A 14,764-nucleotide genomic window follows, 5' to 3' on the forward strand; every position below is an offset into this window, starting at 1 on the left:
CCGTTGCCACCTGTCCCACATCTCCGACTTCTGCTCGTCCGTATAAAACGTTCGCCGACGATACTTCATGCTCAACACTCCATCCTTCCAGAAAGACTAAAGTGTTGCGCTGACCCGTTGAACTCACCGGACTTTACAGACATTCGATTGATGTTCGAGCACTGCAAACCTAGTGAATGCCCAAAGCAAACTATTTGCTGTGGGATATGTCTGATCCGTTCGTGGTTAGACTCACAGTTGTATATTTACGGCGCCTCTCAAATTCAACGAGGATCGCGGCGCATTCCGAACATTGTCGGCGACTTTCCGGCCTGAATCTCTCCGACCACAACAAAGCCGCGCCGCTTATAAAAGTCCAAATTGTAGGGGTTCGTATTTTCAAGGTAGGCGACTTTTCCCTCGGCGTCACATTGGATGAGAATGTGGTCCACAAGTGCCGAACCTAGTCCTTTTCCTCGTGACGTTGGATCGCTCGCAACCATGGCTAGGTGCCAACAAGACTCATCAGGATGAAGTTCATCTTCCAACTCAACCAACCTGTTAGAGTCTTCAAGTATTTCCTTGGATAATACATCATTGAAAAATGCCATGATTCCATCGCCATCCGGATACGCGCCAGGTCGCAACCACAACGCTGCAGCGCTTCCATCGTCTGTGCTCAAAGCTGTGTCGTTTTTAAACGCTTCGCCTGCAAACAGATTCAGCAGCACTGGAAAATGTTGGAGGTATGCATGTGGTTCCGGAAATAACCACCGCATCATTGGATCAGAAGAGAAGCCCAATGTAAGGACATCGATAAGATGTTGTGGCGTTGCGTCGATTCTAATGGCTGCCATGGGTAGGCTCCACCGAATTTTGCATTATGTCGCGGCTTTGAGTTTAAGTTTAAGGCTGGTGCTCAACAAAAAGCAAATGCAGCTGCGGCCAGCTAGTAGCTCCGCCAGCGTAGCCATGCGATTTCTAGGCGCGTCCGCTTTGGGCTCAGACCGGCCCGGTTCTGTTGCGAAGTTTTGAGCATTGACCTTAGTGGTGTTTGCGCCTGTGTGGCGAACGCCATTATTTAGTTGAAGGTTGGTCCATGATTTCTTTCAAAGGTGCGCAGTATCCGAAGGACGTGATCCTGTTCGCAGTATTCTTCTATGTCCGATACGGCGTTTCGTATCGAGACTTGGAAGAGATCTTGGCAGAGCGTGGCGTGTCGGTCGATCACACTACACTGAACCGTTGGGTCGGACGATATTCTTGTGCCATTGCAGAAGCAGCGCGGCGTCGAAAAGCGCCATGTAGCCGATCCTGGAGAATGGACGAGCCCTACATCAAAGTAAAAGGCTCGTGGGTTTACCTCTATCGAGCCGTCGACAAATACGGCAAGACCCTTGATTTCATGCTTTCACCGCGTCGAAACAAGCCTGCAGCCACAAAGTTCTTCGCCAGGATGTTGGAGGCAAATGGATTGCCGAGGAAGATTGTGATCGACAAGAGCGGTGCTAATACCGCTGGCATCAAGGCTATCAACAAAATGCTCAAGGGCTTTGGCTGTCCGATCCCGATCGAGATGGTAAGGCACAAGTATCTCAATAACATTGTGGAACAAGATCACCGATTCATCAAAAGACGAACGCGCCCTATGCTTGGTTTCAAATCTTTCGTTTCTCCAGCTTCCACGTTGGATGGGATCGAAGTCGCGAACATGATCCGCAAAGACCAACTCATGCCCGGAGGCTGTCCGTTTTGTCACTTCGCGGAACTGGCTGCTTAACTCGCAAACACACTGGGATCTCTTCGGTCAGCAAAAAACTTCGCAACAGATCCGACCGGCCCTATGCATCTGCAGCGGTTCCCAAAGAACAAGCACCGGACACGGCCATTCAAACTACCAGTAAAGTTCAGCTGTCAGCGCGGTGTTGGCGTCTGGGCCTGGCGGGGGATTGGAGGGCATATCATGCCAAGAGTCCAACTTCCCGCGGTCACCCCAAAACGAAGTGCCTGGAACAAGGGCCGGATCATCGGCCAGAAAAGGCCGCTGTTGCCGAAACAAGTCTGGGCAATCCGCGCGGCTCGAACTGGCGGATAGCCTGCGCGATGTGGTGCTATTCAATGTCGCCATCGACAGCAAACAGCGTAACCGCGATCTCGTGAGGCTTGCTGTGACCGGTCTGGTCAAGGATCAGCACGTCCGTGAGCGGGTTTCGTTGATCCAGAGCAAAACCAAACGACCGGTTCAGTTCAAACTGACTGAAAATACGCGGGATACAATTTCCGCCTGGGTTTGTTCGCCCGAAATGATCGACTGTCATTTCATGTTCCCAAGCCGGTTCCATGACTGGCCCCATATCTCGACGCGTCAATATGGTCGGCTCGTTCGTGATTGGGTCACCGCGATTGGCCTGGAGCCGAGCGGATACGGCACCCACTCACTCCGCCGAACCAATGCGGCGGAGATTTATCGAAAGACTGGAGATCTCAGAGCGGTACAGCTTCTGCTTGGACACACGAAGGTCGATAGCATTGTGCGCTATCTCGGCGTCGAGTTGGAAGATGCGTTGAGCATTGCTGAAAAGATCGACATCTGAACGATGTTGGCGGACGGCTCAGGCCGTTCGCCACGTTAGACCAGACCTATAGCCGCACCGCAGAAGTTGACCGAACAGAGCCCAAATATTCCAATGCTGCACACTAAGCGATTGTCGGCTTTTGATGGTGAACAACGGGTGCTAGGGTTCAGCCAATCTCAGGGTACGTCCTTTGACGCGTGTAGATTCGAGAGGCAATCGGCGTTTTATGAAGAGAGGTGTAGTTGTAACAGGTCTTCCTGCAAGCGGAAAAACTACGGTCGCGCGTGAAATAGCAAAACACCTAGGTTTTGAATTTCTCGACAAAGACGATTTCCTTGAGGACATGTTCGACCGCTTTGGAGTTAGTTCGTGGGACGACCGAAATCAGCTCAGTAGGCAAAGTGACCTAACCTTTGAAGATGCAGCTATTCGATCAAATTCCGCTGTTCTCGTATCACATTGGCGATCCTTGGGGGACAGTGACGAGAGTGGAACGCCATCAGACTGGCTGGCACAAGAATACGAGCGGCTTGTTGAAGTATGCTGCCTTTGTTCACCGAAAGTCGCACACATGCGGTTTCTCGCTAGAACAAGACACCCAGGCCATTTGGACAGGCAAAGTAACGCTAACGAGCTTGCAAAGCGAATGGCATCATGGGCGTGTCGCTTTCCGTTAGGAGTAGGTACTCTGGTGGAAGTTCAAACAGAATGTGAATTGAACACCACCTCTCTGGTCGAAGATATTCTGGTGGCGTTGTCCAGCAACTGATAGCCGCCATTGATCCATGCTTAGCGAAAGCGCGCTTTGTCCGCAAATCGTGAGTTCGCTGACTTCGAAGTTTTGCACCTGCGGCGAATGTCCGAAAAGCGGGCGCGTAGGCTCCGAGTTCCGCTTTGAGCCCAAACTACTTGATACCGCATTTTTCATGAAGGTCGACTATAGGTGTTGCGCAGTCATAAGGCTCTCTCTGCTGTTTCTTGTCGTCTTCTCGCTACTAGAGAGTGCCATGCGACCATTTTCGATCCCCTATGCCGCAATCAACTGCAGATGCGCTTGACGGTAAGTGTATCTCGCACTAAATAGTTAGTGAGTAATTACTAACAACGTGGTGCGCAATGCCTACACGTAAGCCCGCAGATGAACGCAAGACTGAGATCGTGCAGGCAATGCTGCGTCTCGCGGACGAGTTGGGCCCAGATCGTCTGACCACGCAGTCGGTTGCTGATGCAGTAGGGTTGACGCAGCCCGCAATCTTCCGGCACTTCGCGACCAAGCAGGATTTATGGCTGGCGGTGGCTGCGGGGATTTCTGACCGCCTCAGAACCGCGTGGGCTGACGCGCTGAAGACATCCGACGATCCGACAGCCCGGATAAAAGCTTTGATCTTGGCGCAATTGCACCAGATTGAGACAATGCCGGCCATCCCGTCCATCCTTTTCTCGCGTGAGTTACAGGTAGAAAACGACGATCTGCGCCAATCCGTTCTTGCGCTGATGACCGAATTGGTCGCCTCGCTGGCCATTGAATTGACCAGGGGACAGAAAGCGGGCCTGTTCGACACAGACCTACCGCCAGAGGACGGGGCGCTATTGTTGGTCTCGCTGGTGCAGGGGCTGGCGATCCGTTGGACTTTGGGGAAACGCAGTTTCGCATTGGAATCCGAAGGGCGCCGATTGCTTGACGCTCAGATGCGGCTGTTCCGAATAGCAAGTTCGGAGGTTTCGCCATGAACCGCCGTATCATTCTGAGTGTAACCCTTGTTGTCGTCCTCGCAGTCTTTGGTTGGTTTGTCCTAACAGAGCGACCGATCAGTGTTTCCACCGCCGCCATTGAAAAGAGTGTCCCTGTGCGCGTTTATGGGTTGGGTACGGTCGAAGCACGGATCGTCTCGGATGTCGGATTTGAAGTTGGTGCCGCGCTGACCGAACTTTCGGTCGATAGTGGCGATGCGATCGAAGCGGGGCAGGTCCTTGCCCGGCTTCATCCTACGGAACAACAAGCAAAAGTCGCGCGCGCCAAGGCGGGGTTTGCCGCCGCAGAGGCCACCCTGGGCAAGGCCGAGGCAAACGTGATCCGCGCCCGTGCCATTCTGGCTCAGCGGCAATCGACAAATGCGCGCCAGCAGGAACTTGCCGGACGCAATGCCGTCTCGACTCAGGCTGCAGAAGAGGCGCAGCGTGATGTCGATGTTGCAGCGGCCGATCTGGCCGTCGCAGAAAGTGATGTTGAGGTAGCCAAGTCCATGCACAAGGACGCCGAGGCAGCCCTGCAATACGAACGCGTGCTGCTCGATCATCATGTGTTGCGGGCACCATTTGACGCGGTCGTCGTTGAGCGCCATGTCGAAGCAGGTACCGTTGTTATCGCGGGTGAACCTATCTTTACGCTTATGGATCCGAACACTGTCTGGGCATTGGCCTATATTGATGAAGAGCGTGCCGGGCCTCTGCGACTCGGACAGGTTGCCGAAGTGCGGTTGCGGTCTCTGCCGCATCAGGTCTTCACGGGTAAGATCGCGCGGATCGGTATTGAAAGCGATCGGGTGAACGAAGAGCGCCGGGTCTGGATTGCGTGCAATCGGTGCCCGGAACAGGTTTTTCTCGGCGAACAGGCCGAAATTTGGATCACGGTGACAGAGCTGGCCGATGCGTTGTTGGTTCCAGAGTTCGCCATAACCGGGTTTGATGGGCATGAAGGTCGTATCTGGGTCGCACAGGATGGGCGCGCACATCAGGTGTCCGCAGTCTTCGGTCACCGGACCGAGGATGCGCGGGTCGAGCTGGTCAGTGGTATTGCCGACGGCGCGCAGCTCATTGTGGCACCCGTTAAAGGGTTGTCTGAGGGACGCATGGTTCGGGTTGCCGAGAGGGATGCGCCATGAACCTCGCATACCGCGATGTGCGCCATAATCTATTCCGCTTCGTGCTAACTTGCCTCGGCCTCAGCCTTCTGATGGCGGTCGTGCTGGCTATGATTGGTATTTACAATGGGCTGGTCGCGGACGCGCTGAACATCGTGAAGGCACCGCGGGTTGATCTTTGGGTCGTTGAATCTGGCACACAGGGGCCGTTTGCAGAAGCCTCAAAAATCCCCGGCGGCACGCGTGATGCGGTGACGCGGCTGCATGGTGTGGCCGAAGCGGGCAGCATCAGCTACCAAACCGTCGAGGCGCCCTTTCGCGGCGAAACGCTACGCCTTTACGTGATCGGATACGAGCCAGGTCATCCCGGTGGACCCGAAGCAATCTCGGCTGGACGCGGGATCAGCCAGTCCCATTTCGAGATCGTGGCAGATGCCAAATCCGGACTGTCCGTCGGCGATGTGATCCGACTGGGCCGCGATCCTTTCACTGTGGTCGGGTTGGTCGAGGATACGACGAATTCCGCCGGTGATCCGGCAGTGTTCATCACCCTGCGCGATGCGCAGGTGCTGCAGACGCAACTGGCCCCGTCGGCGCAACGCGTTCAGGAGGCGCGAGGCGCAGGATTGCTCGAAAGTCAGGACAGTGTTGCAGCTGTGATCGCAAGGCTTGAGCCGAATGCTGACCCTCATGCAGTGGCGCAGACCGTGCGGCAGTGGAAACATCTTGGGGCCCTGACACAAGCCGATCAGGAATCTATCTTACTGATGTCTGTGGTGGACCGGGCAAAGCGTCAGATAGGTTTGTTTCTGGGCATCCTATTGTCCGTTTCAGCCGTTGTGATCGCGCTGATTATCTACACAATGACCATGGAAAAGCTGAAGCAGATCGCCACGCTCAAACTGATCGGCGCGCCCGACCGCACGATCGTCGGGCTGATCGTGCAGCAATCCATTGCACTTGGTGCGGTTGGCTGGAGTTTTGGTCTGATCCTTATCCTGCTCGTCAAGGACTACTTCCCCCGTCGGGTGGTGTTGGAGCCGATCAACGCCGCCGCGCTAGCAGGGATCATCCTCTTTGTCTGCATCGTCGCAAGCGGCCTTGGCGTGCGTGCCGCACTCAAGGTCGATCCAGCCACGGCAATCGGAGGGTGACGTCATGCTCAATGATCCGCGTCGCGTGATTGTAGATGTTGCTAATGTCTCCAAGCACTTTGGCGAAGGCGATGCTCGCGTCGATGCACTGAAGGATGTTGATCTGTCAGTCCAGGCGGGTGAAGTGGTGGCGCTACTCGGTCCGTCTGGATCGGGTAAGACAACGCTTCTGAATGTCATTGGCTGCATCATTGCTCCGAGTACGGGCAAGGTTACGCTGGACGATGAGGTTGTTTACGACAACCAATGGCTGCGAGACGATCTGCGTAAGCTCCGGCTCGACAAGATCGGGTTTATCTTTCAGTTCCATAATCTTCTGCCATTTCTCGATGCCAAAGATAACGTTGCGCTGGTGCTGAAACTGGCTGGAAAATCGACGGCTGAGGCGCAAAGGCGCGCCATCGAGCTGCTGGACTATCTAGAGGTCGGTCACCGCAAGGATGCGATGCCCGCGCTTCTGTCTGGAGGTGAGGCGCAACGTGTAGCCATAGCACGCGCCCTTGCCAACAGCCCCCGCATCATTCTTGCTGATGAGCCAACTGCGGCGCTCGACAGCAAGCGGGCCGGGATCGTGATGGACCTGATGCGCAAGCTCGCCGCAGAACAGGATGCCTGCATCATCGCGGTCACCCATGATGAGAAGATCTATGACCGGTTCGACAAGCTGTTCCATCTGCGCGACGGCCAGCTTGATGGAGAGGAAGGGGACGCGACATGAACAATACAAACCCTGGAAACCGCGCCCTGAACATTGCGGCAAGCGTGGCAATAGTGTTCGGCGCATTGACTGTTTTCGCAGGCGGGCGGGCCTTGTTCGGTAGCGAGGAAGCGCGTGCCGCTGTCGGCAATGCGGTGCCCTTCGTGCTGTGGTTCAACTTTCTGGCAGGATTCGCCTATGTCGTGGCCGGTATTGGGCTGTTTCTGCGGCACCGGCCAGCGGTCTGGATATCGATAGGCATTCTGGTTGCCACCGTTCTGGTTTTCCTGGCCTTCGGCGCTCACGTGCTGCAAGGCAACGCCTATGAGATGCGCACCATTGGTGCGATGACCCTGCGCACGGGCGTCTGGTCGGTCATTTCTGTCGTGGCTTGGGTGCATATCTGGCGGGCGCCCCGATTCTGAAAGGACAGCCTGCGAAATGGCGATTCATCGTTGGGCAACGCCAAAACCGCCTGAAGCTCTTCACTACGACATGCCACTGGGGAATTCACCGCTTAGGACAAATGGGCATTGCCTGAGGGTCCACGATGTTTTGTTGCAATCTTTTGAGAACGATGACCTGTTCAAGAGATTGCATTGGAGTTAGGCGGCCAGTTCTGCGAATTGTCGAAACGGACAGAGCCCGGGCGTGAACTGACCTTTGCGGATCATGTTCGCGACTTCGATTCCGTCCAACGTTGCAACTGCCGAAGCGAATGCTTTGAACCCCAGCATCGGTCGAGCGCGCCGCTTTATGAACCGATGGTCCTGCTCGACGATATTGTTCAAGTATTTCCGCCTCACCATTTCGATTGGGATCGGGCAGCCGAATCCTTTCAACATCTTGTAGACGGCTTTGATACCAGCGGTGTTGGCCCCGCTCTTGTAGATCACGATCTTTCTTGGCAAGCCATTTGCCTCCAACATTCTGGCGAAAAACATTGTGGCTGCTGGCTTGTTTCGGCGTCGTGAAAGCATGAAATCAAGGGTCTTGCCGTGCTTGTCGACAGCCCGATAGAGATAAACCCACGTGCCTTTAACCTTGATGTAAGTTTCGCCCATTCTCCAAGAGCGACCACATGGCGCTTTTCTAGGACGCGCTGCTTCTGCAATGGCACAAGAATATCTTCCGACCCAACGGTTCAGTGTAGTATGATCGACCGATACACCGCGCTCGGCCATGATTTCTTCAAGGTCTCGGTAGGAAGCACCGTAGCGGACTTAAAAGAAGACCGCGACCAGGATCACATCCTTCGGATACTGCGCACCTTTAAAAGAAATCATAAACCAACCTTCAACTGGATAATGCCATTCGCCACACAGGCGCTAACGCCATGAAGGTCAAGGGCTCAAAGTTTGCAACAGATCCTGTTCCTGCGACCCGTTTCTCAAAAGCTCGAATCCAAACATCTCCATTTAGTTTCCCCATGTTTTACTCACGTAATGACTTTGTCATTTTCAGCGTAGTTACTTTGCAATAACCCTTGTGGGCGCGGCCTCCGACAATCTTAAATCCGAAAGTCGCAAATTTCGCTTGATTTGTGCGCAACTCAACGCGGGTTTCCAGGGTCAGTTTGTGCAGACCGTTTGCCAATGCATACTGTTCTGCTTCGGTCATCATAACACGCGCCAGACCAGCGCCGTGCAATTCAGGCAAAATCGCGAACCGGTTGAGATAAAGCGCGCCGCGCAGCTTGAGCATGAACATGCAGCCAGCCAGTTTGCCCCCTGCATAGGCCAACAGCAGTGCCTCTTGCCCGGCTTTTTTGATCAGGTCCTGTTCTGTGCAGTCCAACGCTGTATTGGGCGGGTCGACTTTCCCGACGTGTAGTGCAAATGCCCGGTGCATCAATGCCAGTAATTCTGACCAGTCTTCAAAACTGTCATCCGCCAGAACTAACACTGCATTGTTGGAAACCATCCGGCAGTGTTCTGCAATCCTATGCGTAATCTGCTGTGGCGATAGAACGGATTGGGTCAGTGGTCACACCTTTCTTGACTGGATGGGGCAAAAGCCGAACTTTTTTCGAAAACTGCGTGAAAAGCTCGTTACGCTGGAAAAGCCGCAGGCAGCCGAAATGGCGATGACCTTGTAATCCGTGTCGCGCAACAACTGGCGGCCACGCTCCAACCGCAGATCGCGGTAAAAACTTGCTGGTGATCGGCCTGTGTAGGTTTTGAACAACCGTTCCAGTTGTCGGCGGGACACGCCTGAACTGCGTGCAATGAAGTCCATCGGTAAAATATCCTCCAGATTGTCCGACATGATCCGGGTGGCGGTTATCAGGTGTGGGTTCCGTGACCCAAGCGTCATGGATATTGAGCTTTTTGGGCGTTCTTCACCTTGTCGTAGACCAAAATGCACGCACATCTCGGACACGGACATGGCAAAATCCCGGTCGAAGTCCTGCTCAATGAGATTTAACGTCAGATCCGCTGCCGCCATGCCGCCGCCACAGGTGATGACATTGTCATCCTCGCAATACAGGCGGTCTTCGGGGTCCAGAAAGGGGTGCCGTTCTCGGAAACCGGGCTGATCCTCCCAATGCAGGGTAAAGGCGCGGTCTTCTAGCAACCCGGCCTGCGCCATGATCCGGGCACCACCACCAACCGATCCGACCCGCGCGCCTGCACGATAATGGGTGTACAGCCAACGCGCCGCAGATTTCTCCTGACCAGCGCTGAGTTCGTTTCCGGCGACAACAAAGGCGAAGTCGGGCTTATCGGGCAAGAGACAGCGGCCATCGACGGCCACGTTCACGCCGTTGGAAAATTGCAACGACTCACCGTCCAGAGATACGGTTAGCCATTCGTAAACCGTGCGAATACTTAGTTTGTTGGCCATACGCAAAGGCTCGACCGCGGCGCTGAAGCTCAGCATCGAAGCGCCCGGCAGCAGAAGAAAAACATAGCTTTTGGAACCGCGGTCTTCTCCGTTGCCCAGAGCCGTGTCAAAGGCGCGCAACGATGCTGCGCGCCCGGTGAGGCAGGGTGAAAGGTGGGAAAGGGGCCCTGCTTCACATCTTTCAGCGTTATCCTTCATAATCGCTGAGGGTGAAGAACAGCGTGTCGCCGATCTCGCACAGTGCCGGGGTACGCTTGCAGAAGACGACGCCACCTTTGTTGAAATGGAGCTCCTCGGGTTTTTCCCACGGCTCCTTCAGGTTCCATACATAGCCAGCGAATTGTCCATCCTCGACGACGTCCCCGAGGTTTACACGGGGCTCGAACATTCCGTCCTTGCGGGCGAAGATGTAGTGATCTCCGGTTTGCATCGCTTTTAGTGCCACCTTGTGCTCGGGCTCCGGCAACATTTCATCGGTTTGCAGCACACCCATTTCGCGCAGGCAGCGTTTCATGCCGTTCCAGGCGAAATCGCGGATCCATGGCCGGATCTTGCCCGCGCCACCCAGTTCGGTGGACAGATAGATCTTGTCCAGCGGCAGGATCTCACCCGACAGGGTTGTTTCATGCACCCGGTCGCCGACGATGCCCAGCGGTGCGCCGAACAACTCCAGGAATTTCATCTGCATGGCGTCTTTGGCCTCGTCCCCCATCAGGCGGATTTTGACCGACGGGTGGTGGTCGATCGACTTGCCGGCCGAGTGCAGGTCAAAGAACGCTTCGCCGCGCGGCACGATGTGGTTGGTGATGTACCACGCGATCATTTCGGTGGGCGAGCCGTACTGGTTGCCCGGGAACATCCGGTTCAGGTTGGCTTCACCGGTCCAGTCCAGCGGCGAGGTGCGGCGACCGGCATAGAAGGCGGGCGCGTTGGCGGCGGGGAGAAATATGATCTGACCTTTGATATCGGACGCTTCCAGTTCCTGATACAGGCCGTTGGTGACCGATACACCTTCGTATTCGTCGCCGTGGTTGGCGCCGATCACAACCGCGACAGGACCATCGCCGTTCTTGATCGACATGATCGGCATCGGCAGCCAGCCATAGGCGGACCGGTCCGAGCTGAACTGGATACGGACATAGCCGTGGTGCTTGCCTTCGGCGTCCAGATCGATCTCGCAGGACGGGGCGAGGGAAACTTTGGGACAGGGCATTGGGTTGATCCTTCTTCTTATGCCGCTTGTGCTTGGGATTGGAGTTTGCGCCAGGCAACGCCCAGTTTGGCGATGCCCTCATTGATTTCGTCGACGGTGATGAAGCTATAGGCCATGCGGATGAAGTTTCCCGGATCGTCATTGGGAAAACTCAGACGGCCCGAGGACACCTCGACCCCTTCCTCGATGCCCATTTCGACCAGCCGCTCGGCGTCGGCGCCTTCGGGCATTTCGGCCCACAGGAAATAACCGCCCTGTGGCGCGCGGATCTTGGCCTCGGGGAGGTGCTCGGCAAAGGCCGCAATCATCGCATCTCGGTGGGTGCGCATCTGCTGGATCATTTCGTCGATGTGATGCGCCAACTTATTCGACTGCATCAGCTGCACCACAATCCGTTGCGCAAACGCGTTCGAACCGCCATCGGCCTTTTGCATCGCCATGCGTCGGATCACACCGGCATTGCCGATGGCCCAGCCGACGCGCAGGCCGGGGGCCAGGATTTTCGACACGGTGCCCAGGCTGATGACATGGCCCGTGGTGTCCATCGACTTGATCGACGGTATCACCTCACCCTCGAACCGGATACGACGATAGGGGTCGTCTTCGCAGATCACAAAATTGAAACGCTGCGCCAGTTCAAGCATCTTTTTGCGGCGCGCGAGCGAGGTGGTGACACCGGTCGGATTGTGGAAATCGGGCACATCGAACAGCAGCTTGGGCATCTGTTCGGCGTTGTGTTCCATGCGCTTCAGTTTGTGTTCCAATTCATCGGCGCAGAATCCTTCGTGATCCTGGCCGATATCGAGGAAACGCACGTTATGGGTGCGCATGATATGCACGGCAGTCATATAGGTCGGGCGGGTGACGATCACCGTGTCGCCGGGTTCGCAAAAGGTGCGCAGGGCCAGGTCAAAAGCGCTTTTGGAGCCGTAGGTCACCAGTACGTTTTCACGGCTAGCCTGAATGCCATCCTCGGCCACGAAATTGCAGATCTCGTCGCGCAGGTCATCCAGACCCATCAGCGGCGCATATTGCATCGCTTCTTCGCGCAGGGGGCCGACTGCCTCGGTCGCTTCGCGCACCACATCGGGCAGGCAGGGCGGATAGGCGGCACCGGAATTGAGCGCGATGGTGCCGGGCGCGTGGTCGAAGACCGATTTGCCAAGAATGGCAGACCGGCGGGCGAATCTGAACTCAGTCATTGTCTTTCCCGTCAGGTTTGAGATGCAGCAGTCATGCGGGCAGCGACGAAATCCTCGATCGCGGCCCCTACGGATTTGAAAACGGTGATTTGTGTGTCGGACGCGCGCGGGATTGCCTCGCCCCGGCACAGTTCGGCCATGTCGCCCACGATGTCGTCGCGGGTGATCGCGCCCTCGGCCAGCGGCTGGGTGATGTCCCCCGCCTCAGCCATTGCGCCGTCAAAAGTGTCGACGATGATGCCACCAGCGGCGCGTTTCAGGGCATCGCTGTCGGCCTCGCGCATGTCGGCGGTGAAGCCACCCACCAAATCCAGATGCGCGCCCTCTTTCAGCAACGCGCCCTTGATCAGCGGATCGTTTGTGATCGTGGCGGCGGAGATGACATCGGCCTCGGCCACTGCGGCATCCAGATCGGTGGCGACCGTCACCTTGTCGTCGAACTGATCGGCCAGGGCCTGCGCCTGTTCGGGGCGGCGGGCCCAGATCTGAACCGAATCATAGTCGCGCACGGCGCGGTGGGCGGGAATCAGGTTGCCTGCGATTGTGCCCGCGCCGACGACCAGCAATGTTTTGGCATCCTTGCGGGCCATCAGATCGGCAGCCAGCGCCGAGGTTGCCGCGGTGCGCCGCGCGGTCAGTTCCGCGCCTTCCATCGCGGCTTCGGCCTGACCGGTCGTGGCGTCGAATACCATGACCGAGGCATTGACCGCAGGAACGTTCCGGGCCGAGTTACCCGGTGCAATAAACAGGATTTTTACGGCCAGTTTGCCGCCTTCTTCCCATGCGGGCATAGCCAGGAATGATGCATCCGGCTCACCCGGAACCGACACGGTATGCGCGGTGCGAAGTGGTTGTGAGACACCCTTGGCAAATGCCGCGCGCAGTTCCGAGATCAATCCCTCCCACGGCAACGCTTCTTTCACTTGTGCGTCCGAAAAAACTTTCATCCTGCGGCTCCTGAAGAATTCTCTTGCGTTAAATAATATATTATCTAGTATCACCGCCACGTCAACTCAGAATTACAGGGCTCTCATGGCACCCCAATACGCAGACTTTTCACGTGAGGAATTCGAACAGCGCTTTGCGAAAACGCGTGCGCTGATGGCCGAAAAGAACCTCGACGCAATGCTGATCACCGAGCGGCTAAACTATCAGTATTACTCGGGCCATCGCTCGGAACAGTGCGCGGTGGACAAGATCCGCTCGTACATGGTCATCCTCCCCAAGGATGGCGACCCGACCCTGATCACCATGCCGTTCGAGGTCGCGCAGGTCGAACAGACATCGTTCATCACCGACATCCGCACCACCGGTGGCCTGATGGGCCACCCCGAATTCATCATCGGTGTGCTGAAGGAACTGGGCCTGTCCAAGGCGCGCATCGGCTGTGAACTGGGCCGCGAACAGTATCTGGGCATTTCCTATCTGGGCCTGCAGGAAGTGATGAAGGGCCTGCCCGAGGCCACGTTCGAGGATGCCGCCGACATCATCCTGAAAGTGCGCAACGTGAAGTCGCCGCAGGAAGTCGAATACCTGCGCCGCGCGTCGGTCATTTCGGCCGAAGCGCAGAAAAAGACCTTTACCCAGGTTCGTGCGGGCATGACCGAAAACGAGGTCGCGCAAATCTTGCGTCAGAACCTGATCGAAAACGGGGCCGAGAAAATCTCGCTCTTGTGCGTGCTGTCAGGGGCCAATGACAAAGGCATCGTGCTGCTGCCCACCGACCGGGTGATCCAGAAGGGTGAAACCCTCGGTTTCGATGTCGGCGTCAGCTACAAGGGATACTGGTCGGATCTGGCGCGGACCGCCTCGGTCGGCACCCCGTCGGAGGAACTGAAAGAGTTCTATGGCTGGATGATGCAGCTGCGCCATGACTGCAACATGCAGCTAACCGCAGGCAACAAGCCCGCCGACGTGATCCGCGTCGTCGACAAATATCTGGCCGAACGCGGGCTGAAAACCATGGGCGTGGGCCGGGTCGGCCACGGCGTGGGGATCGAGACCACCGAATACCCCTCGCTGGCCGCGTTCGAGGACATCACCTTCGAGGTGGGCAACGTCTTTGCCTGCAACCCGAACTTCTCGAACCACCTCGGCTTTATCAACGCCGAAGACAACTGGGCCGTCACCACCGGTGAACCCGATCTGCTGTCGGCACCGGCCGCGGATTGGGAAATCCCGGTCGTGGAGGCTTGATGAAATCGGATTGCGCCGTCGTCTGTGGTGGCGCAGTCC

Annotated in this window: 14 protein-coding genes and 2 pseudogenes; 9 read left to right on the plus strand and 7 right to left on the minus strand. The window is 56.3% G+C overall.

Going from position 1 to position 14,764, the window contains the following annotated elements; genetic code table 11:
• Nucleotides 1-263 precede the first annotated feature (263 nt).
• A complete protein-coding gene (locus tag GOX66_RS13400; RefSeq protein ID WP_170763246.1) occupies nucleotides 264-836 on the minus strand; it encodes a GNAT family N-acetyltransferase in 573 nt (190 codons plus the stop codon).
• 242 nt (nucleotides 837-1,078) lie between these two features.
• On the opposite strand from GOX66_RS13400, the gene GOX66_RS13405 reads away from it, so the two are divergent.
• The 8 genes and pseudogenes from GOX66_RS13405 (at nucleotide 1,079) to GOX66_RS13440 (ending at nucleotide 7,692) form a co-directional block, all read left to right on the plus strand.
• Nucleotides 1,079-1,759 (plus strand): IS6 family transposase, encoded by a 681-nt coding sequence (locus GOX66_RS13405; RefSeq protein ID WP_170763247.1) that lies wholly within the window; start codon nucleotides 1,079-1,081, stop codon nucleotides 1,757-1,759.
• Nucleotides 1,760-1,942: 183 nt separating this feature from the next.
• A pseudogene (locus GOX66_RS13410) lies at nucleotides 1,943-2,573 on the plus strand (tyrosine-type recombinase/integrase).
• A gap of 208 nt (nucleotides 2,574-2,781) precedes the next feature.
• Nucleotides 2,782-3,324, plus strand: coding sequence for an AAA family ATPase (locus GOX66_RS26315; RefSeq protein WP_419555560.1), 543 nt, complete (start codon nucleotides 2,782-2,784; stop codon nucleotides 3,322-3,324).
• A gap of 347 nt (nucleotides 3,325-3,671) precedes the next feature.
• Nucleotides 3,672-4,286 (plus strand): TetR/AcrR family transcriptional regulator, encoded by a 615-nt coding sequence (locus GOX66_RS13420; RefSeq protein WP_170763249.1) that lies wholly within the window; start codon nucleotides 3,672-3,674, stop codon nucleotides 4,284-4,286.
• Entirely contained in the window at nucleotides 4,283-5,437 is a 1,155-nt protein-coding gene (locus GOX66_RS13425) for an efflux RND transporter periplasmic adaptor subunit (protein ID WP_170763250.1), read from the plus strand. Before GOX66_RS13420 ends, GOX66_RS13425 begins: the two co-directional genes overlap by 4 nt.
• Complete coding sequence (locus tag GOX66_RS13430; RefSeq protein WP_170763251.1) at nucleotides 5,434-6,570, plus strand: ABC transporter permease; 1,137 nt, start codon at nucleotides 5,434-5,436, stop codon at nucleotides 6,568-6,570. The genes GOX66_RS13425 and GOX66_RS13430 overlap by 4 nt, the downstream gene beginning before the upstream one ends.
• A 4-nt stretch (nucleotides 6,571-6,574) precedes the next feature.
• Nucleotides 6,575-7,288 carry an ABC transporter ATP-binding protein gene (locus tag GOX66_RS13435; RefSeq protein ID WP_170763252.1) on the plus strand — a complete coding sequence of 238 codons (714 nt, stop codon included), beginning with the start codon at nucleotides 6,575-6,577 and terminating at the stop codon, nucleotides 7,286-7,288.
• The gene (locus GOX66_RS13440; protein ID WP_170763253.1) at nucleotides 7,285-7,692 is read left to right on the plus strand and encodes a hypothetical protein; all 408 of its coding nucleotides are present in this window, start codon (nucleotides 7,285-7,287) and stop codon (nucleotides 7,690-7,692) included. Before GOX66_RS13435 ends, GOX66_RS13440 begins: the two co-directional genes overlap by 4 nt.
• Before the next feature lie 180 nt (nucleotides 7,693-7,872).
• On the opposite strand, the pseudogene GOX66_RS13445 reads toward GOX66_RS13440, so the two are convergent.
• The 6 genes and pseudogenes from GOX66_RS13445 to lhpI form a co-directional block, all read right to left on the minus strand.
• Nucleotides 7,873-8,553 (minus strand): annotated as a pseudogene (locus tag GOX66_RS13445) (IS6 family transposase).
• Nucleotides 8,554-8,701: 148 nt separating this feature from the next.
• On the minus strand, nucleotides 8,702-9,190 hold the full coding sequence (locus tag GOX66_RS13450) for a GNAT family N-acetyltransferase (RefSeq protein WP_170763254.1): 489 nt from the start codon (nucleotides 9,188-9,190) through the stop codon (nucleotides 8,702-8,704).
• Nucleotides 9,191-9,253: 63 nt separating this feature from the next.
• The gene (locus GOX66_RS13455; protein WP_170763255.1) at nucleotides 9,254-10,234 is read right to left on the minus strand and encodes a GlxA family transcriptional regulator; all 981 of its coding nucleotides are present in this window, start codon (nucleotides 10,232-10,234) and stop codon (nucleotides 9,254-9,256) included.
• A 67-nt stretch (nucleotides 10,235-10,301) separates the two neighbouring features.
• A complete protein-coding gene (locus GOX66_RS13460; protein WP_170763256.1) occupies nucleotides 10,302-11,327 on the minus strand; it encodes a succinylglutamate desuccinylase/aspartoacylase family protein in 1,026 nt (341 codons plus the stop codon).
• Nucleotides 11,328-11,344: 17 nt separating this feature from the next.
• Nucleotides 11,345-12,529, minus strand: a complete 1,185-nt coding sequence (locus GOX66_RS13465) for an aminotransferase-like domain-containing protein (RefSeq protein WP_170763257.1) — start codon at nucleotides 12,527-12,529, stop codon at nucleotides 11,345-11,347.
• 11 nt (nucleotides 12,530-12,540) lie between these two features.
• Nucleotides 12,541-13,476, minus strand: a complete 936-nt coding sequence (gene lhpI / locus GOX66_RS13470) for a bifunctional Delta(1)-pyrroline-2-carboxylate/Delta(1)-piperideine-2-carboxylate reductase (protein ID WP_170763258.1) — start codon at nucleotides 13,474-13,476, stop codon at nucleotides 12,541-12,543.
• An 85-nt stretch (nucleotides 13,477-13,561) separates the two neighbouring features.
• Here lhpI and GOX66_RS13475 point away from each other — a divergent pair, with 85 nt between their 5' ends.
• Nucleotides 13,562-14,725, plus strand: a complete 1,164-nt coding sequence (locus tag GOX66_RS13475; protein WP_170763259.1) for a M24 family metallopeptidase — start codon at nucleotides 13,562-13,564, stop codon at nucleotides 14,723-14,725.
• Nucleotides 14,726-14,764 lie beyond the last annotated feature (39 nt).

The sequence above is a fragment of the Ruegeria lacuscaerulensis genome (genome assembly GCF_013031245.1).
GTDB lineage: Bacteria > Pseudomonadota > Alphaproteobacteria > Rhodobacterales > Rhodobacteraceae > Ruegeria > Ruegeria lacuscaerulensis_C.

Coding starts and splice junctions, on each gene's coding strand:
- GOX66_RS13435 (WP_170763252.1), top strand. CDS start 6,575: ATGCTCAATGATCCGCGTCGCGTGATTGTAGATGTTGCTAATGTCTCC.
- GOX66_RS13425 (WP_170763250.1), top strand. CDS start 4,283: ATGAACCGCCGTATCATTCTGAGTGTAACCCTTGTTGTCGTCCTCGCA.
- GOX66_RS13460 (WP_170763256.1), bottom strand. CDS start 11,327: ATGCCCTGTCCCAAAGTTTCCCTCGCCCCGTCCTGCGAGATCGATCTG.
- GOX66_RS13400 (WP_170763246.1), bottom strand. CDS start 836: ATGGCAGCCATTAGAATCGACGCAACGCCACAACATCTTATCGATGTC.
- GOX66_RS13465 (WP_170763257.1), bottom strand. CDS start 12,529: ATGACTGAGTTCAGATTCGCCCGCCGGTCTGCCATTCTTGGCAAATCG.
- GOX66_RS13405 (WP_170763247.1), top strand. CDS start 1,079: ATGATTTCTTTCAAAGGTGCGCAGTATCCGAAGGACGTGATCCTGTTC.
- GOX66_RS13440 (WP_170763253.1), top strand. CDS start 7,285: ATGAACAATACAAACCCTGGAAACCGCGCCCTGAACATTGCGGCAAGC.
- GOX66_RS13430 (WP_170763251.1), top strand. CDS start 5,434: ATGAACCTCGCATACCGCGATGTGCGCCATAATCTATTCCGCTTCGTG.
- GOX66_RS13450 (WP_170763254.1), bottom strand. CDS start 9,190: ATGGTTTCCAACAATGCAGTGTTAGTTCTGGCGGATGACAGTTTTGAA.
- GOX66_RS13420 (WP_170763249.1), top strand. CDS start 3,672: ATGCCTACACGTAAGCCCGCAGATGAACGCAAGACTGAGATCGTGCAG.
- GOX66_RS13475 (WP_170763259.1), top strand. CDS start 13,562: ATGGCACCCCAATACGCAGACTTTTCACGTGAGGAATTCGAACAGCGC.
- lhpI (WP_170763258.1), bottom strand. CDS start 13,476: ATGAAAGTTTTTTCGGACGCACAAGTGAAAGAAGCGTTGCCGTGGGAG.
- GOX66_RS26315 (WP_419555560.1), top strand. CDS start 2,782: ATGAAGAGAGGTGTAGTTGTAACAGGTCTTCCTGCAAGCGGAAAAACT.